The sequence below is a fragment of the Plantibacter sp. H53 genome (assembly GCF_001650455.1).
GTDB lineage: Bacteria > Actinomycetota > Actinomycetes > Actinomycetales > Microbacteriaceae > Plantibacter > Plantibacter flavus_A.
On sequence record NZ_LWCT01000012.1, the window covers coordinates 1 to 17,842 of the forward strand.

A 17,842-nucleotide genomic window follows, 5' to 3' on the forward strand; every position below is an offset into this window, starting at 1 on the left:
GGGCTCAGGCCCGCGGGTGGGCGCCTCGGAGCGGGGAGACGGACGTGGCCGGACGGGCTGTGGAGCGCCGTCATCACGGTGGCCTGATGCTATGCTGAACGGAGCACCTCGCTCGTCGGGGTGACTACGCGTGCCATTTCGGCCACCACTTCCAATCGGTCCTCGCTCTCCGGAGCGTGGCGGACGTGCGCCGGGCACCAGGGACGAGGCCATCCGGTCCGTCAGACAACCGAGGCACTCCCACCCGTCCGCGTCAGCGGTGCGGTGGCGAGCGCAGAACAGGAGAACGGCTCATGGCCGTCGTAACCATCCGCCAGCTGCTCGACAGCGGCGTGCACTTCGGGCACCAGACCCGCCGTTGGAACCCGAAGATGAAGCGCTTCATCTTCACCGAGCGTTCCGGCATCTACATCATCGACCTGCAGCAGTCGCTCGGCTACATCGACCAGGCCTTCGACTTCGTCAAGGAGACGGTCGCCCACGGCGGCACCATCCTCTTCGTCGGCACGAAGAAGCAGGCGCAGGAAGTCATCGCCGAGCAGGCGACGCGCGTCGGCCAGCCCTACGTCAACCAGCGTTGGCTCGGTGGCCTCCTCACCAACTTCCAGACGGTGTCGAAGCGACTCGCCCGCATGAAGGAGCTCGAGGAGCTCGACTTCGAAGACGCCTCCAAGAGCGGCTTCACCAAGAAGGAACTCCTCATCAAGAAGCGCGAGCTGGACAAGCTCCACAAGTCGCTCGGTGGTATCCGCAACCTCTCGAAGACGCCGTCGGCGCTCTGGGTCGTCGACACCAAGAAGGAGCACCTCGCGATCGACGAGGCGCGCAAGCTCGGCATTCCGGTCATCGGCATCCTCGACACCAACTGCGACCCCGACGAGGTCACCTACCCGATCCCGGGTAACGACGACGCGATCCGTTCCGTCGGCCTGCTGACGCGCATCATCGCCGACGCCGCCGCCGAGGGTCTCATCCAGCGCCACCAGAAGCCGACCGAGGGCGACGCCCCGGCCGAGCCGCTCGCCGAGTGGGAGCAGGAGCTGCTCCAGGGCGGCGAGCAGGGTTCCGCCGAGACCGAGAAGGTCGCCGATGAGGCGATCGCCGCAACCGACGCCGTCGAGGCAGCCCCGGCTGTCGAAGACGTCGAGGTCGCTGCAACCGAGTCCGCCGCCGACGCCGAGGGTGCAGCTGCCGCCGTCGTCGCCGACGAGAAGTAATCAAGGAGGACACCAGCAATGGCCAACTTTTCTCTCGCTGACCTGAAGGTGCTGCGCGAGCAGCTCGGCACCGGCATGGTCGACACCAAGAACGCACTCGTCGAAGCCGATGGCGACGTCGAGAAGGCGACCGAGATCCTGCGTCTCAAGGGTGCGAAGGGCAACGCGAAGCGTGCCGACCGCTCCACGAGCGAGGGCCTCGTCGCCGCGAAGGAGAACGGCGACACCGCCACGCTCATCGAGCTCGCCTGCGAGACCGACTTCGTCGCGAAGGGTGAGAAGTTCCTCGCTCTGGCCGACCTCGTCCTCGACGCAGTCGTCGCCGCCGGCGCGACCACCGTCGAAGAGGGGAACGCGGCTCCGGCCGACGGCAAGACCGTCGCCGAGGTCATCGCGGACTCCGCTGCGATCATCGGTGAGAAGTTCGAGCTCCGCCGCCTCGCGGTGGTGCACGGTGAGCACTTCGCCGTTTACCTCCACAAGACCAACAAGGACCTGCCCGCGCAGGTCGGCGTGGTCGTCGGCTACACGGGCGACGACGCGGAGACGGCTCGCAGCATCGCGCAGCACATCTCGTTCGCCAACCCGTCCTACCTCAGCCGCGACGACGTCCCGGCCGACGAGGTCGAGAAGGAGCGCGAGATCGTCACCGAGATCTCGAAGAACGAGGGCAAGCCCGAGGCTGCGCTGCCGAAGATCGTCGAGGGCCGCGTGACCTCGTACTTCAAGCAGGTCGCGCTCCTCGAGCAGGACTACGCCAAGGACAACAAGCTGTCCGTGCAGAAGGTGCTCGCTGACGCGGGCCTCACCGTGACCGGGTTCGCCCGCTTCAAGGTCGGCGCGTAGCAGTTGTGACGGGGTCCGGATCGCCAGTGGCGATCCGGACCCCTTTGCGTGCGCGGGCATACCCGTGCACGTGGGATCGGTGACGATCCGGTCAGTGAGTCGACCACTGTCGCGGACAGCGGGCGGCTCCTGACGCTAAGTTGTGTGAGGGACGAGGAAGGACAGGCGGATGCCGGAGAAGAAGCGCAGGGTACTGCTCAAGCTGTCAGGTGAGGCGTTCGGAGGCGGCCAGTTGGGCGTCAACCCCGACGTGGTCGGGTCGATCGCCCGCGAGATCGCTGAAGCGACCGCCGAGGTCGAGGTCGCAGTGGTCGTCGGAGGCGGCAACTTCTTCCGCGGAGCCGAGCTCAGCCAGCGCGGCATGGACCGCGGCCGAGCCGACTACATGGGCATGCTCGGAACGGTCATGAACGCCCTGGCGCTCCAGGACTTCCTGGAACAGGCCGGCGCCGCCACGCGCGTGCAGTCGGCCATCGCCATGACGCAGGTCGCCGAACCGTACATCCCGCTCCGCGCCGAGCGACACCTGGAGAAGGGTCGCGTCGTCATCTTCGGAGCGGGCGCAGGGCTGCCGTACTTCTCGACCGACACCGTCTCCGCACAGCGCGCGCTCGAGATCGGGGCCGTCGAGGTGCTCGTCGCCAAGAACGGCGTGGACGGCGTCTACACCGCAGACCCCCGTGTCGACCCGACCGCGACGAAGATCGACACCATCTCCTACCAGGAGGCGCTCCAGCGTGGCCTCAAGGTCGTCGACTCGACGGCCTTCAGCCTCTGCATGGACAACGGCATGCCGATGCGCGTCTTCGGCATGGAGCCGGCCGGCAACGTCACGGCGGCCATCCGCGGTGCCGCGATCGGCACCCTCGTCACCTCCGCGTAGGCGGCAGGGCGGCCAGGCCGAGGCCCGCCGCCCGACTAGACTGAACCCAGTAATGCAATCAAAGGAGTGCTCGTGATCGCGGATGTCCTCTCGGATGTTGGTACCCGGATGTCGAAGGCCGTCGAGGCCGCGAAGGATGACTTCGCCACGGTGCGTACGGGTCGCGCCAACCCCCAGCTGTTCCAGAAGGTCCTGGTGAGCTACTACGGCACGCCGACGCCGCTGGCGCAGCTCGCCTCCCTGCAGAACCAGGAAGCTCGCACGATCGTCGTGACGCCCTACGACAAGTCCGCACTGCGCGACATCGAGCAGGCGATCCGCGACATCCCGAACCTCGGCGCCAACCCGACGAACGACGGCACCGTCATCCGGGTCACCATGCCCGAGCTGACCGCAGAGCGTCGCAAGGAGTACGTCAAGATCGTCCGCGGCAAGGGCGAAGACGCGAAGGTGTCGATCCGCAACATCCGTCGCAAGGGCAAGGACGACCTCGAGGCGCTCAAGAGCGAGGTCGGCGACGACGACGTCGCACGCGGCGAGAAGGAGCTCGAGGCCGTCACGAAGTCGCACATCGACGCCGTCGACGCCGCGCTGAAGGCCAAGGAGACCGAGCTGCTCTCCATCTGAGCCGCTGTCCCACCGCTGATTCCGTTCGCCGACCGGTCCCTCGACCGACGGCACGCCCGCTGGAGGTACCTGTGGAAGACGATGTCGCTCCCGGGCGATCGAGCGATCCGTCGCAACCCGAACCCGGTCGGTCCGGGAAGTCGGGTCCGCAGGAATTGCGTTCCCAGCTGAAGGACCGCCGCGCGAAGTTCGAGCGGCAGGTCGACGCCAAACGTGCCGACATCGAACGGCAGGTCCAGGCGACGAAGGCGCAGTTCGACGCGACGAACGAACGCATCGAGGCACGCGTCGGTCGGAACCTCGTCAACGCCATCCTCATCGGGGTCGCCGCGGGCGGCATCATGCTCGTGAGCTTGATCATCTTCAAGGTGATCTTCGTCGTCCTGGCATCGGCCGTGGTGGCCTTCGCCACGCTGGAGCTGCGGAAGGCCCTCGAGCAGACCGACCGCCGGGTGCCGGCGATCCCGACCGTCATCTCGGCCGTCGCGATGCAACCGGCGGCGTTCTTCCTCCACGACGTCTGGCGCTGGTCCGTCGTCCTGCTCGGCATCCTGCTGGTCATCGTCTGGCGCGTGGCCGAGCAGGCCATCGCTTCGAAGCGCACCGACCTTCCCACGCTGGTCCGCGACCTCGCGTCCGGGACGTTCATCCAGGTCTACGTCCCCTTCCTCGCCTCCTTCGCCGTGTTCCTGGTCGCCCAGCCCGAGGGCGAATGGTGGACGCTGGCGTTCCTGATCCTCGTCATCTGCGTCGATGTCGGCGCCTACGTGAGTGGCCTGTCATTCGGCAAGCACAAGATGGCGCCGGTGATCAGCCCGAACAAGACCTGGGAGGGCTTCGCCGGGGCGGGTGTCGTCGCGGTCGTGGCCGGTGTGCTGCTCGCGATCCTCATGCTCGGTGTGCCGTGGTGGGTCGGTCTCCTGCTCGGCCTGCTGCTCCTCGGTAGTGCCACGGTCGGCGACCTCGCCGAGTCGCTCATCAAGCGGGACATCGGCGTGAAGGACATGAGCTCGTGGCTGCCGGGACACGGGGGGTTCCTCGACCGCCTGGACTCGATCCTGCCGTCGGCGGTCGTCGCCTACGTGGTCTACCTGCTGTTCGGCGGACTCGCGGTCTGAGTCCCGGCTCGGTCCGATTTCGCCCGATCAGCCCCTCATGGGGGAGAATGGTCCGGTGAGCACGATCTTCCCCACCTCAAAGCGTTCGAAGCGTGGCTACGATCCGGCCGAGGTCGACGAGTTCCTCGACCGCGCTCGCGCCGCCTACGGGCAGGACACCGACGCCGACGCCGACGCGATCCTGAGCGCGGAGGACATCCGGCACGTGGCGTTCCGGCTCGTCCGGGGTGGCTACAGCACCGAGCACGTCGACGCGGCGCTCGAGCGACTCGAGGACGCCTTCTCGCTCCGCGAGCGGGAACGGTCGGTCGAGGAGCGCGGCGCCAAGGAGTGGCTGCGCGACGCCCGCGGCACCGCGCAGGTCATCCTCAACCGGCTGACGAGGCCGGAGGGCCAACGGTTCCAGCGCGTGAGCCTGCTCGCCCGCGGCTACAGCCGGAAGGACGTGGACGCCCTCGCGGACCGCCTCGTCGCCTACTTCCACGACGGCACACCGCTCAATGTCGACCGCGTCCGCACGGCCGTCTTCCGCAACGAATGGGCCGGATACCGCGAGTCGCAGGTCGACGCACTGCTCGACAGCGTCGTGGACGTCATGCTGGCGGTTCGCTGAGCGTCGGTCGACCAGGTGGCCTGATCAGGCATTCTCGGCTACCATCGATGCATCGTGCCTCAAGACTCAACTGACGTGACCCCGTGGAAACCATCAGCCCAGCCGAACACCGGTAAGGCGGTCCAGCCGTACCGTCGGCCGCGCTCTCGCGGAAAGAAGGTCCTCGGGATCTTCGCCGCGACGGCTGCATTCGGCTTCGTCGCCGTGACGATGGTCGACCCGACCTCGAGCGTCGTGGCGTCCTCCTACGCGGAGAAGCAGGCGCAGTTCGGTGGCAACGCGGCGCAGTCCGTCGTCGCGAGCTCGAACTACCAGTACACCTTCGCCCGCGACAGCTACGAGGTCGTCGCTCCGCCCCCGCCGCCTCCCGTGGCGACGCCGGCCGCGACCGACGGCGGTTCCTCGTCCACGGGCAGCGCTCCCGCGGCAGGCACGCCCGACCCGGGTACGGCTCAGGCGATCGCCTACGACATGGTCATGGCCAACGGCTGGGGCGAGGGCGAGTACAGCTGCCTCGTCTCCCTGTGGAACCGTGAGTCGGGTTGGAACGTGTACGCCTACAACGCCAGCTCCGGTGCCACGGGCATCCCGCAGGCGCTTCCCGGCTCCAAGATGGCCTCGGCCGGCGCCGACTGGGCGACCAACCCCGCGACGCAGATCACCTGGGGTCTCGGATACATCACGAGTCGGTACAGCACGCCGTGTGGCGCGTGGGCCCACTCGGAGTCCAACGGCTGGTACTGACCGGAACCGCCTCCCGACACGGTCGTGGAGGCTGAGCCTAGACTTGACCCATGCCCCGACACCACCGCCACCGGCCACGGCCCGGCGACGACGAGGGTAACGGTCTCGAACGGCTGATGGCAGGGTGGAAACGCACCGAGGACCATCGAGACGGGTCCTGGTTCGTCCAGCCCGTCAGCGGTTCCAGTGCGCAGAAGACCTACGTGTGTCCGGGATGCGGACAGTCCATCCCGCCCGGCACCGCACATGTGGTGACGTGGCGCGCCGACGGGGTCCTGGGCGACCAGGCCGACATCGCTGCCCGGCGGCATTGGCACTCCCACTGCTGGCGGATCCGGTGAACGCCCGCACGCCGCGAATCGACCCGACCACACTGCCCCGGAGGACTGACTCATGACCGACACCATCGAGATCCGTGGTGGCGCCGAGCTCCCCGCCGTCCGCGAGGAGATCGAGCTGCACACGGCCGACGGCCTGACCCTCGTCGGCGAGCTCGCGGTGCCGGCCGATGGCGAGATCGTCGCGACCCTGGTGACGCTACACCCGCTGCCGACCGCCGGCGGGTTCATGGACTCCCATGTGCTGCGGAAGGCCGCGGCGCGCCTGCCTGCGCTCACGGGGATCGCGGTGCTCCGCTTCAACACCCGCGGCACCTCGTCTCCTCGAGGGACGAGCGACGGCGCCTTCGACGGCGGCGTCGGGGAGCGGGCCGACGTCGAGGCCGCGCTCGCGTTCGTGGCCGAGCGCGGGCTTCCGCACCCGTGGATCGTGGGATGGTCGTTCGGGACCGAGCTGGCCCTGAAGTACGGGCGCGACCCGGCCGTCGACGGAGTGATCCTCCTGTCTCCGCCGCTGCACCGCACGACGGAGGACGAGCTCCGGGCATGGGCCGGCGACGACCGGCCGATGGTCGTCCTCGTGCCCGAGTTCGACGACTACCTCCGACCCGCGGAAGCGGCGGAACGGTTCGGCGTCCTCCCCGGGGTCACGCTCGTCCCGGTGGACGGCGCCAAGCACCTGTGGGTGGGGGAGAGCCAGACCCAACGCGTGCTCACCGAGATCGTCGCTGCAGTGCGTCCCGAGGCGCTGCCACTGCCGACCCACTGGCCGGCTCCCGGCCTCCCAGCGGCCGTCTAGCCGCCTCTCAGTCATTTCCGATAGCCTGAACCACCTGCGTCTCCTGCCGGCCCGACCCGCCGGATCCCGTCGGACGCAGGATCACCCGCGTCGTTCCGACGCCAGAGGAGAGTAATCCGTGCGTTTCGTTCTCGCCATCGCCGCGTTCGTCGTGGCAGCCGTCATGATCGTGACGGGAATCGCGCAACGGACCGTGTTCCTCTCGCCCGGCACCTTCAGCCTGTCGACGACGGTCGACAGCGGAGACCGGTTCATCGTCATCCCCGGGAGCGTGCTGCAGTCGCAGCCGGGAGCGCAGTCCATCGTGGCGGGCGCGGGCGGCGACACGCAGGTGTTCATGAGCTACGGGCGCTCCGACGACATCACGGCCTGGCTCGGCGACGAGCCCTACAGCCGCGTGGGCGTCAACAGTGCCGGTACCGCACTGACGACCACGACCGTCACGGCCGAGGCGGACGCCACCGACGACGATGGGGCGACCCCGAGTCCCGAGCCGTCGGCGACGCCGGCCCCCGAGGCCAGCGACGACACCACCACCGCCGAGAAGGGCCCGGACCCGCGCGGATCCGACCTCTGGCTCGGTGAGTACGACGAGGCGGGCGCGGTCATCGCGACGATGAACCTGCCGAAGGACATCGACGTGCTCATCGCGACCGACGGCTCGGCCGCAGCTCCGGATTCCCTCCGACTCTCCTGGCCACTCGACAACGCCACCCCGTGGGCCGGTCCCCTGATCGCCGGTGGCATCCTCGTGCTCCTCGCCGGCATCGTGCTCTACCTCTCGGGGATCCAGCGCATGCGTCGCTCGCGAGGCCCGCGTCGCAAGGGTCCGGGACAAGGACAGAAGGGCATCACGAAGATGTCGAGACAACCGAAGCCGCGCCGCCCCCGTGAACTCGGAGCCGGCAAGACGAAGCGCTCTTCGCTGCGCCGTTCACTCGTCGTGGGCGTACCGCTCGTCCTCATCGGGACCCTGGGCCTGAGTGGCTGCTCCCAGGACTACTGGCCGACCATCGGAGCGCCGTCACCGACGCCCACCGTCACTGCGACGGATCTGCCGGCCGACAGCCAAGACCAGGACTTCGCCGCGCCCGTCGTCACCGTGCCACAGGTCGAGCGGATCGTGTCGCGGATCTCGACGGCGGCGTCCGAGGCCGATGCTGCGCTCGACGGCACCGCTGCAGCCGTCCGGTTCTCCGGGCCGGCTCTCGAGGAGCGCAGGGCGAACTACGCCCTCCGCTCCAAGGTGGCCGATGCCGCCGGAGCGACGCCCATCCCCGCGTCGCCAGTCACGCTCACCCTGCCCCAGGCGACGGATGCCTGGCCTCGGACGGTCATGACCGCCATCCAGGACAAGGCCGACGAGACGGTGTCGCCAACGGTCCTCGTGATGACCCAGCAGGACCCGCGGTCGAACTACCAGGTCGTCTACGCGGAGAAGCTCCTCGAGGGCGCCCGACTCGAGAACGTCGCGCCCGCGACCATCGGTGCCGCGAGCGTCCCGCCGGACTCGAAGCTGCTCGTCATGCCGCCGGAGGAGATCGCCGCGGCATACGCCGACATCATCACCAACGGCGATGCGAGCACCTTCGCCGGCATGTTCAACGCCGATGGTGACGTCTTCCGGACCCAGGTCGCTGCGGACCGCGCCACGAAGGCCGCGAACCTGCCGACGACGGCGAGCATCGCCTTCTCGGCGGCCGCCGGTACCGGCCCGAACGTCGCACTGGCGACCAACGACTCGGGTGCGATCGTCGCCGTCAACGTGCAGGAGGGCGAGGTGGTCTCGGTCGTCACGGCCGGTGCTACCGTGAAACCTTCGGGTGCGGTCGCCGCGCTCTCCGGGATCACCGAGAGCGCGAAGGGGACGCAGGCCACCTACGGCGACCAGCTCCTGTTCTACGTGCCAGCCGTCAACTCCGGAGAGAAGATCACCTTGCTCGGATTCACCCAGACCCTCATCGCCGCATCGGAGCTCCCGTGAGTGCCGCGGAGCCGAGCGCAGCACACCTGCGCGGCGCCGTCGACCTCTCCGGTCTCGCTCGTCGCCACCAGACGCCGCCCGCGGGCGCGTCGACGCAGGCGGGCGCACCGGCAGAGGCGCCCGGCGCGACGACCGGCCAGACCGTCCAGGTCCCGTCCCTGGTCTTCGACGCGACGGACGACGGGTTCGGTCAGGTCGTCGAGCTGTCCTCCGTCGTCCCCGTCGTCATCGACCTCTGGGCCGAGTGGTGCGGACCGTGCAAGCAGCTCTCCCCGGTGCTCGAACGCCTCGCCGCCGAATACGCCGGCCGCTTCGTGCTCGCCAAGGTCGACGTCGACGCGAACCCGCAGCTCTCCCAGGCGTTCCAGGCGCAGTCGATCCCGATGGTCGTCGCCGTCGTCGGCGGACGCCCGGTGCCGATGTTCAACGGCGCCATCCCGGAGTCGCAGGTGCGCGATGTGATCGAGCAGTTGCTGCAGCTGGCCGAACAGAACGGGGTCTCCGGTCGGACCGTCGTCGCCGAAGGGGACGCCGCAGCTCCAGCCGAACCCGTGGAGGAGCCGCTGCCGCCCCTCCACGCCGAGGCGTACGAGGCCATCGAGCGTGCCGACTACCCGACGGCCATCGCCGCGTACGAGAAGGCCATCGCGCAGAATCCCAAGGACGACATGGCCGTGGCCGGCCTCGCTCAGGTCCGTCTGCTGCACCGCCTCACGGGGAAGACCCTCGATGAGATCCGCGCACGCGCCGCTGCTGCTCCCGACGACCTCGACGCCCAGCTGGCCGTCGCCGACCTCGACCTCTCCGGAGGACACCTCGAGGACGCCTTCGACCGTCTGCTGACGCTGTTCCCCGACCTCGACCAGTCGGGTAAGGACACCGTCCGGACGCGCCTGCTCGAGCTCTTCCAGGTCGCCGGCGTCACCGATCCGCGCGTCATGAAGGCCAGGGCCCGGTTGACCGGCCTCCTCTACTGACCGACCGATGCACGACGAAGGCCCGCCTCCCTCGGGAGGCGGGCCTTCGTCGTGCATCCGGGTGCTGCGGAAGCCTGATCAGCCGACGTGCTTGAGCCAGATCATGCCGAGCGGGGGGAGCGTGAGCTCGGCGGAAGCCGGGCGTCCTGCCCACGGTGACGCCGACGCCTCGATCGATCCGTAGTTGCCCACGCCGGATCCGCCGTACTCCACGGCGTCGGTGTTGAGGAGTTCCTCCCACCGACCGGCGCGAGGCAGGCCGACCCGGTACGGGCCGACGGGGGCGCCGGAGAAGTTGACCAGTGCGGCGATCACGTTGCCGTCGTCGTCCCAGCGCAGGAATGAGAGCACGCTGTTCTGCGCGTCCCCGGCGTCGAGCCATTCGAAGCCGGCGGCGTCGTGGTCCAGGGCCCAGAGCGCCGGGTGCTCCGTGTACACGGCGTTGAGTCGGGACACGAGGCCGAGCAGCGCCCGGTGGCTCGGCTGGTCCAGGATCCACCAGTCGAGACCGCGTTCCTCAGACCATTCGGAGGGCTGACCGAACTCTTGGCCCATGAAGAGCAACTGCTTGCCGGGGTGGGCCCACATGAACGCGAGGTAGGCGCGCATGTTCGCGAGTTGCTGCCAGTGGTCACCGGGCATCTTCGCGAGGAGGGAGCCTTTGCCGTGGACGACCTCGTCGTGGCTGATCGGCAGGAGGAAGCTCTCGCTGAAGGCGTAGACCATCGAGAAGGTGATCTCGCCGTGGTGATGTGACCGGTAGAGCGGGTCGTGCTCGATGTACTGGAGCGAGTCGTGCATCCAGCCCATGTTCCACTTCAGACCGAACCCGAGACCGCCCGCGCCCGTCGGCGCCGTGACGCCGGGCCAACTCGTCGACTCCTCGGCGATCATGACGATCCCGGGGTTCCGCCGGTAGGCCGTCGCGTTCGCCTCCTGGAGGAGACTGATCGCTTCGAGGTTCTCGCGCCCGCCGTGGACGTTCGGCAGCCACTCGCCGTCCTTCCGCGAATAGTCGAGGTACAGCATCGAGGCGACGGCGTCGACGCGCAGGCCGTCGACGTGGAACTCCTCGAGCCAGTAGAGGGCGTTGGCCACCAGGAAGTTCTTGACCTGGGGCTGCCCGAAGTCGAAGACGAGGGTGCCCCAGTCCGGCTGTTCGCCACGTCGCGGGTCGGGGTGCTCGTAGAGGGGCTGACCGTCGAAGTTCGCGAGGGCCCACTCGTCCTTGGGGAAGTGGCCGGGCACCCAGTCCATGAGGACGCCGATCCCCGCGCCGTGGAGACGGTCGATCAGGTACTTGAGGTCGTCGCTCGAACCGAAGCGGCTCGTCGGCGCGTAGTAGCCGGTGACCTGGTAGCCCCAGGAGCCGCCGAAGGGGTGCTCGGCGAGCGGCATGAACTCGACGTGCGTGTAGCCGAGCTCCGCGATGTACTCGATGAGCTGGTCCGCGAGGTCCCGGTAGCCGAGCCCGGGACGCCACGAGCCGACGTGGAGCTCGTAGACGCTCATGGGTCCGTTGTGCGGATCACTCGCGGCTCGCCGATCGAGCCACGCCTCGTCGGTCCAGCGGTAGTCGCTGACACCGGTCACGGATGCGGTGGCGGGGGAGCGCTCGGTGAACCGGGCCATCGGGTCGGACCGACGGACCCAGTCGCCGCGCTGGGTCAGGATCTCGAAGCGGTACAGCTCGCCGGCGCCGATGGTGGGGATGAACAGCTCCCAGACACCCGTCGCACCCATGTTGCGCATGGCGTGCGCGGTGCCGTCCCAGGAGTTGAGGTCGCCGATGACCCGGACCGCGCGTGCGTGGGGTGCCCAGACGGCGAACGCGGTGCCGGCGACCGACTCGGTGACCCCACGCAGCTCGGTGACGTGTGCGCCGAGGGCGTCCCAGAGTCGTTCGTGGCGACCCTCGCCGATGAGGTGCAGGTCGAGTTCGCCGATCGACGGCGCGAACCGGTACGGGTCGTCGGCGTTCCAGATCGATCCGTCGCTGTAGCGGGCGTCGAGCGTGTAGTCGATGATGCCGTCGACGTGGAAGCCCTGCCAGATGCCGGCGCGGACGTGCGCGAGCTCGACGCGCGCACCGTTGGCGAGCACCGCCGTCACCTGCTCTGCCAGCGGGCGTCTGGCGCGGACGACCACGAGGGGGTCGCTCACCCCGCCGAGGTCGACCAGGTGCTGGCCGAGGATCTCGTGCGGATCGTGGTAGCGGCCCTCCGCGACGGCGTCGAGGATCCAGTCCTCGACGGAGGGGAGCGGGAGCTCCCGGGGCGCCGGTGTGGCGTCGACCGGCATCGGTGCGGCTCGACGGCCGGAGCGCTTCGGTGCAGCGGCTCCGTCTGGGGTCACAGGGCTGGTCGTCATGGTCGGATCCTCACGCTCAGGATGTGCACGGGCTCGGTGAAGGCGTCGAGGCGCACGAAGTTGCTGTCGGACCAGATCCACTCGGCTCCCGTGACGAGGTCGGTGACGTCGAAGCTGCCGCCCGGGACACCACCGAACACGGTCTGGTCGAGGTGCACCATGGTCTGTCGGACCGAGTGCGGATCGAGGTTGGCGACGACGAGCAGGGTGTCGTGCTCACCGGTCCCGGTGAACCGCTGGTCGAGATGCTTGCTGAAGACGAGGATCTGGTCGTCGTCGCTCCAGTGGAAGCTGATGTTGCGCAACTGCCGGAGGGCGGGATGCGCACGCCGGATCCGGTTGAGCAGGGTGAGGTACGGCGACAGCGAGGTGCCGGCGGCTTCCGCAGCGGCCCAGTCCCGCGGACGGTACTCGAACTTCTCGCTGTCGATGTTCTCCTCGGCACCGGGACGGGCCACGTTCTCGATGAGCTCGTACCCGGCGTAGACCCCCCACGTCGGAGCGGCGGTCGCGGCGATCGCCGCACGCACCTTGTACGCCGCCCGGCCACCGAACTGGAGGTACTCGGTGAGGATGTCCGGCGTGTTGACGAACAGGTTGGGCCGGAGGAAGTCGGCGGTCTCGGTCGCCGCCGCACCGAGGAACTCCTCGAGCTCCTCCTTCGTGTTGCGCCAGGTGAAGTAGGTGTAGCTCTGCTGGAACCCGACCTTCGCCAGACCCTGCAGCAGGGCCGGACGGGTGAAGGCCTCCGCGAGGAACACGACGTCGGGGTCCGTCCGGTTGACGGTCGCGAGCAACCACTCCCAGAAGTCGAGCGGCTTGGTGTGGGGGTTGTCGACGCGGAAGATGCGGACGCCGAGCGAGATCCAGTGGCGGACGATGCGCAACACCTCGGCCCGGATGCCCTCGGGGTCGTTGTCGAAGTTGACCGGGTAGATGTCCTGGTACTTCTTCGGCGGGTTCTCGGCGTACGCGATCGTGCCGTCGGGGAGGGTCGTGAACCACTCGGGGTGCTCGATCACCCAGGGGTGGTCCGGCGACGCTTGCAGGGCGAGATCGAGGGCGACCTCCAGACCGACCTTCTTCGCCTGGCGGACGAAGGCGACGAAGTCCTTCTCCGTGCCGAGGTCGGGATGGATCGCGTCATGACCGCCCGCGGCACCACCGATCGCCCAGGGGGAGCCCGGGTCGTGCTCGCCGGGTGTGAGGGTGTTGTTCGGTCCCTTGCGGAACGTCACGCCTATCGGGTGTATTGGCGGCAGGTAGAGGACGTCGAACCCCATCGCGGCGACGGCCGGCAACCGACCGGCTGCGCTGCGGAAAGTGCCCGACGTCCAGGAGCCGTCCGGGTTCCGCTCGGCACCCTCCGACCGCGGGAAGAACTCGTACCAGGAACCGACGCCGGCCCGGGTGCGCTCGACGCGGACCACGCGCTCGTCGCTCGTGCTCGCGAGACCGGCGAACGGCCGACGGTCGGCGATTACCAGGAGTTCTGGATCGTCGAGCACCGCGAACCGGGCTTCCGGCTCGGCCTCGGTGTCGCGGAGGAGCTTGGCGGCGGCGGTGAGGAAGCGGCGGTCCTTCGCCGGGCGGAGCTTGTCCGTAGCGGCGCGCTCGAGGAGTTCGGCGCCGATGAGGTACATGAGCTCGACGTCGACACCGGCCTCGATCTTGACCCGGGCGTTGTGCTCCCAGGTCGCGAACTCGTCGGCGAAGGCGCGGACCTGGTACCGCCAGGGGCCCTCCGTCGCGAGTTGGACCTCGACCTCGAATCGGTCCGTGCCCGGGGCGCCGGGGGACATCCGATGCGCGACCGTCTTCCCGCGCGGGTCGGTCAACAGGAGCTCGACGCCGATGAGGTCGTGCCCTTCGCGGAACGCGGTCGCGCCGAACGGCACCACCTCGCCCGAGAACGCCTTGGCCGGCCAACGGCCACCTTCGACCGAGGGCGTCGGATCCAGGATCGGGATGCGCCCGATGCTCGGGGACAGCGTGAGCGACACCGGTCCGGCGTCGTCGACGGTGGAGGACTGCGGTACTGACTTCGGCATAGTGCGTTCCATCTCCTTCGGTGCCACTGGTCCGACCGTACCGCGAAACGACCACCGATGAAGGGGCGCGCGGGGTGTCGCGCGTCATGCTAAGGCCTCGGGCGCGGCCGTGTCCTGAGCGGCCGCTGCGGTTGCCATAGAGTGAGCGCGTGAAGGCTATCCGCAGGTTTACCGTCCGCGCGCTCATCCCCGAGTCCCTGACCTCGCTCACGGCCCTCGCTGCGAACCTGCGGTGGTCGTGGCACGAGCCGACGCAGCGCCTGTTCGACGAGATCGCACCGGACGTCTGGCGCGAGTCCGACCACGATCCGATCAGCGGCCTCGGACTCGTGACACCGGAGCGACTGGCGGAACTCGCCGCCGATGCGGACTTCGTCGGCCGCGCCGACGCCTTGCACGCCGACCTCCGCCGGTACCTGGAGGAGCCGCGGTGGTACCAGGGTCTTCCGGACCCGAAACCGCAGACGATCGCCTACTTCTCGCCCGAGTTCGGTATCGCCGCGGCCCTGCCGCAGTATTCGGGCGGACTCGGCATCCTCGCCGGCGACCACCTGAAGAGCGCTTCCGACCTGGGGGTGCCGCTCGTCGGCGTGGGCCTCCTCTACCGCTCCGGATACTTCGCGCAGTCGATCACGAACGACGGCTGGCAGCAGGAGTCCTATCCCGTGCAGGACCCCGACGGACTCCCGGTCACGGTGCTCCGGGAGCCGGACGGGACACCGGTCACCGTCACCCTGGCGCTCCCGGACGACCGGAGCCTGTCGGCACGGGTCTGGATCGCCGAGGTCGGTCGGGTGCCACTGCTGCTGCTCGACACGGACATCCCGGAGAACGTCGCCGACCTGCGCGGCGTGACGGACCGGTTGTACGGCGGTGGCGGCGAGCACCGCCTCCTGCAGGAACTCCTCCTCGGCATCGGCGGCGTCCGAGCGATCAAGCAGTGGAGCGAGCTCACGGACCACGCGCTGCCGCAGGTCTACCACTCCAACGAAGGCCATGCCGGTTTCCTGGGACTCGAGCGGATCAGCGACCTCGTCGGCAACGGGCTCTCCTTCGACGAGGCGCTGCAGCTCGTGCGGGGCGGGACCGTCTTCACGACGCACACCCCCGTTCCGGCCGGGATCGACCGGTTCGACCGCGAGGTGATCACGCGGTACTTCAGCGGTGACCTGCTCCCGGGCGTCGCCGCACAGGACGCCCTCGCACTCGGCGACGAGACGGCGAACGGCGGCTCGGCCGACGTCTTCAACCTGGCGATCATGGGCCTGCGTCTGGCGCAGCGCGCGAACGGCGTCAGTCGGTTGCACGGTGAGGTGAGCCGCGCGATGTTCCGAGGGCTCTGGCCCGGCTTCGACGTCTCGGACGTGCCGATCACGTCCATCACGAACGGCGTCCACGCCCCGAGCTGGACGGATCCGTCGCTCGTCGACCTCGCCGTGGACCGGTGGGGGACGACCGACACGAGTCGGGCGGACTGGTCCGATCCGTCGCTCCCGGACGCCGAGCTCTGGTCGCGCAAGCACGGGATGCGGGAGCGCCTCGTCGCCGACGTGCGGCGCCGGATCGCCGACGGGTATCGGACCCAGAACCCGCAAGCGGTGCTCCCGTCCTGGATCGACGAACTGCTCGACCCCGAGGTGTTGACGATCGGGTTCGCCCGGCGGGTGCCGAGCTACAAGCGGCTCACCCTCATGCTGCGCGATCCCGACCGACTGCGCGCGATCCTGCTCCACCCCGAACGGCCCGTCCAGATCGTCGTCGCGGGCAAGGCACACCCGGCGGACGACGACGGCAAGCGGCTCATCCAGCGCCTCGTACAGTTCGCCCAGGATCCCGAGCTCCGATCGCGCATCGTCTTCCTACCGGACTACGGCATCGGGATGGCCAAGACGCTCTACCCCGGCTGTGACGTGTGGTTGAACAACCCGCTGCGTCCCCTCGAGGCCTGCGGGACCTCCGGTATGAAGGCCGCACTCAACGGAGCACTGAACCTGTCGATCCTCGACGGATGGTGGAACGAGTACGCGGACGGCGAGAACGGTTGGGTCATCCCGTCGGCGGACGGGGCGGCGGACGACGAGGAACGCGACGCCCTCGAGGCCACGGCACTGTACGAGATCCTCGAGCACCAGCTGGTACCGCGGTTCTACGAGCGCGAGGACGACGGGCTGCCGCAGCGCTGGATGCAGATGGTGCGACACACGATCTCGACGCTGTCCGAACCGCTCAGCGCCGACCGCATGGTCCGCGAGTACACGGAGCGCATGTACCTCCCGGCGGCGGCGATGGAGCGCGAGCTGAACGCGTCCGATCAGCAGCGGGCACGCGAGCTGGCAGCCTACAAGCAGCGGGTGCGCGAGGCCTGGCCACAGCTGGCGGTCGCCCATGTCGAGAGCGGCGGTGTCGACGCGGTCCCGCAGGTCGGTGACGTGCTGCGGCTGCGCGCCTACGTCCAACTGGGATCGCTGTCACCCGAGGACGTGACCGTCGAGGTGGTCTACGGGGTGCCCGGTGCCGGGGGTGAACTGCTCGACATCCGGACGCAGCCGCTCGAGCAGCAGCAGTCCCCGTCGACGAGTCGGCCGGAGCACACACTCGAGTACGCCGGGACGCTTCCCCTCGATCGGGCCGGCGGGTTCGGGTACACGGTGCGCATCGTGCCGAGACACGAGCTGCTCCTCACCCCCGCGGAACTCGGGCTCGTCGCCGTGGCGGACCAGTAGGGCGATCTCTCCCGACGCGCCGGTACGACCCCCGGACCGGCGCGCCGAGGGATCCGACTATCTGGCGATCCGCGCGACGACGGCGGACACGGCCGATCCGAGGTCTGATGGGGCGAGTTCGAGGTCGAACCCGCGCCGACCACCCGAGACCAACACCGTCTCGTGCTCGAAGGCGCTCTCGTCGAGCACCGTCGGGAGCGTGGTGCGTTGCCCGATCGGGCTGATGCCGCCGACCACGTAGCCCGTCTTGCGCTCGGCGACGGCGGGGTCCGCCATCGTCGCCCGCTTCCCGCCGAGGGCCGTCGCGAGCGCCTTGAGGTCGAGTTGGTCGGTGACCGGGACGATCGCGACGACGAGCGACCCGTCCACCTCCGCCAGCAGGGTCTTGAGCACCCTGGGCGGGTCGACCCCGAGCGCTGCGGCTGCTTCGAGCCCGAAGGCCGTCACCGACGGATCGTGTCGGTAGGAGCGCGGGGTGAACGGGATGCCCAGCGAGGTCAACGTCACCGTCGCCGGGGTGCCACCACCGCCCTCGGCCCTCCGTTTCGCCAT

At 69.1% G+C, this 17,842-nt stretch carries 15 protein-coding genes; 12 read left to right on the forward strand and 3 right to left on the reverse strand.

What is annotated here, in order from left to right; translation table 11 throughout:
• Window positions 1-293 precede the first annotated feature (293 nt).
• The 11 genes from rpsB (at window position 294) to A4X17_RS07810 (ending at window position 10,146) form a co-directional block, all read left to right on the forward strand.
• Window positions 294-1,217: a 30S ribosomal protein S2 gene (gene rpsB, locus A4X17_RS07765; protein WP_064295105.1), complete on the forward strand. Its 924-nt coding sequence runs from the start codon at window positions 294-296 to the stop codon at window positions 1,215-1,217.
• 18 nt (window positions 1,218-1,235) lie between these two features.
• Window positions 1,236-2,063, forward strand: coding sequence for a translation elongation factor Ts (gene tsf, locus A4X17_RS07770; protein ID WP_064295106.1), 828 nt, complete (start codon window positions 1,236-1,238; stop codon window positions 2,061-2,063).
• 169 nt (window positions 2,064-2,232) lie between these two features.
• Window positions 2,233-2,946 (forward strand): UMP kinase, encoded by a 714-nt coding sequence (pyrH, locus tag A4X17_RS07775; RefSeq protein ID WP_056006822.1) that lies wholly within the window; start codon window positions 2,233-2,235, stop codon window positions 2,944-2,946.
• Window positions 2,947-3,018: 72 nt separating this feature from the next.
• Entirely contained in the window at window positions 3,019-3,573 is a 555-nt protein-coding gene (frr, locus tag A4X17_RS07780; RefSeq protein ID WP_064295107.1) for a ribosome recycling factor, read from the forward strand.
• 155 nt (window positions 3,574-3,728) lie between these two features.
• A complete protein-coding gene (locus A4X17_RS07785) occupies window positions 3,729-4,691 on the forward strand; it encodes a phosphatidate cytidylyltransferase (RefSeq protein WP_231884325.1) in 963 nt (320 codons plus the stop codon).
• Window positions 4,692-4,746: 55 nt separating this feature from the next.
• Entirely contained in the window at window positions 4,747-5,304 is a 558-nt protein-coding gene (locus A4X17_RS07790; protein WP_231884326.1) for a DivIVA domain-containing protein, read from the forward strand.
• 75 nt (window positions 5,305-5,379) lie between these two features.
• Window positions 5,380-6,048, forward strand: coding sequence for a hypothetical protein (locus A4X17_RS19665; RefSeq protein ID WP_064295109.1), 669 nt, complete (start codon window positions 5,380-5,382; stop codon window positions 6,046-6,048).
• Window positions 6,049-6,098: 50 nt separating this feature from the next.
• Complete coding sequence (locus tag A4X17_RS18895; protein ID WP_071260877.1) at window positions 6,099-6,389, forward strand: hypothetical protein; 291 nt, start codon at window positions 6,099-6,101, stop codon at window positions 6,387-6,389.
• A gap of 52 nt (window positions 6,390-6,441) precedes the next feature.
• Window positions 6,442-7,185: an alpha/beta hydrolase gene (locus A4X17_RS07800; protein ID WP_064295110.1), complete on the forward strand. Its 744-nt coding sequence runs from the start codon at window positions 6,442-6,444 to the stop codon at window positions 7,183-7,185.
• Between the two features lie 118 nt (window positions 7,186-7,303).
• Window positions 7,304-9,169, forward strand: coding sequence for a hypothetical protein (locus tag A4X17_RS07805; RefSeq protein WP_064295111.1), 1,866 nt, complete (start codon window positions 7,304-7,306; stop codon window positions 9,167-9,169).
• A complete protein-coding gene (locus A4X17_RS07810; protein WP_064295112.1) occupies window positions 9,166-10,146 on the forward strand; it encodes a tetratricopeptide repeat protein in 981 nt (326 codons plus the stop codon). Before A4X17_RS07805 ends, A4X17_RS07810 begins: the two co-directional genes overlap by 4 nt.
• A gap of 78 nt (window positions 10,147-10,224) precedes the next feature.
• Here A4X17_RS07810 and glgB read toward each other — a convergent pair whose 3' ends face one another.
• Window positions 10,225-12,447: a 1,4-alpha-glucan branching protein GlgB gene (gene glgB, locus A4X17_RS07815; RefSeq protein WP_064295160.1), complete on the reverse strand. Its 2,223-nt coding sequence runs from the start codon at window positions 12,445-12,447 to the stop codon at window positions 10,225-10,227.
• 65 nt (window positions 12,448-12,512) lie between these two features.
• Window positions 12,513-14,567: an alpha-1,4-glucan--maltose-1-phosphate maltosyltransferase gene (locus A4X17_RS07820; protein ID WP_082916013.1), complete on the reverse strand. Its 2,055-nt coding sequence runs from the start codon at window positions 14,565-14,567 to the stop codon at window positions 12,513-12,515.
• Between the two features lie 149 nt (window positions 14,568-14,716).
• Here A4X17_RS07820 and glgP point away from each other — a divergent pair, with 149 nt between their 5' ends.
• Complete coding sequence (gene glgP / locus A4X17_RS07825; RefSeq protein ID WP_064295113.1) at window positions 14,717-17,290, forward strand: alpha-glucan family phosphorylase; 2,574 nt, start codon at window positions 14,717-14,719, stop codon at window positions 17,288-17,290.
• Window positions 17,291-17,347: 57 nt separating this feature from the next.
• Here the strand turns inward: glgP and ybaK are convergent, their stop codons facing one another.
• Entirely contained in the window at window positions 17,348-17,842 is a 495-nt protein-coding gene (ybaK, locus tag A4X17_RS07830) for a Cys-tRNA(Pro) deacylase (RefSeq protein WP_064295114.1), read from the reverse strand.

Bases quoted from the DNA above. Each gene is read 5' to 3' on its own strand.
- rpsB (WP_064295105.1), top strand. From the start codon at position 294: ATGGCCGTCGTAACCATCCGCCAGCTGCTCGACAGCGGCGTGCACTTC.
- tsf (WP_064295106.1), top strand. From the start codon at position 1,236: ATGGCCAACTTTTCTCTCGCTGACCTGAAGGTGCTGCGCGAGCAGCTC.
- pyrH (WP_056006822.1), top strand. From the start codon at position 2,233: ATGCCGGAGAAGAAGCGCAGGGTACTGCTCAAGCTGTCAGGTGAGGCG.
- A4X17_RS18895 (WP_071260877.1), top strand. From the start codon at position 6,099: ATGCCCCGACACCACCGCCACCGGCCACGGCCCGGCGACGACGAGGGT.
- A4X17_RS07800 (WP_064295110.1), top strand. From the start codon at position 6,442: ATGACCGACACCATCGAGATCCGTGGTGGCGCCGAGCTCCCCGCCGTC.
- glgB (WP_064295160.1), bottom strand. From the start codon at position 12,447: ATGCCGGTCGACGCCACACCGGCGCCCCGGGAGCTCCCGCTCCCCTCC.
- A4X17_RS07820 (WP_082916013.1), bottom strand. From the start codon at position 14,567: ATGCCGAAGTCAGTACCGCAGTCCTCCACCGTCGACGACGCCGGACCG.
- ybaK (WP_064295114.1), bottom strand. From the start codon at position 17,842: ATGGCGAAACGGAGGGCCGAGGGCGGTGGTGGCACCCCGGCGACGGTG.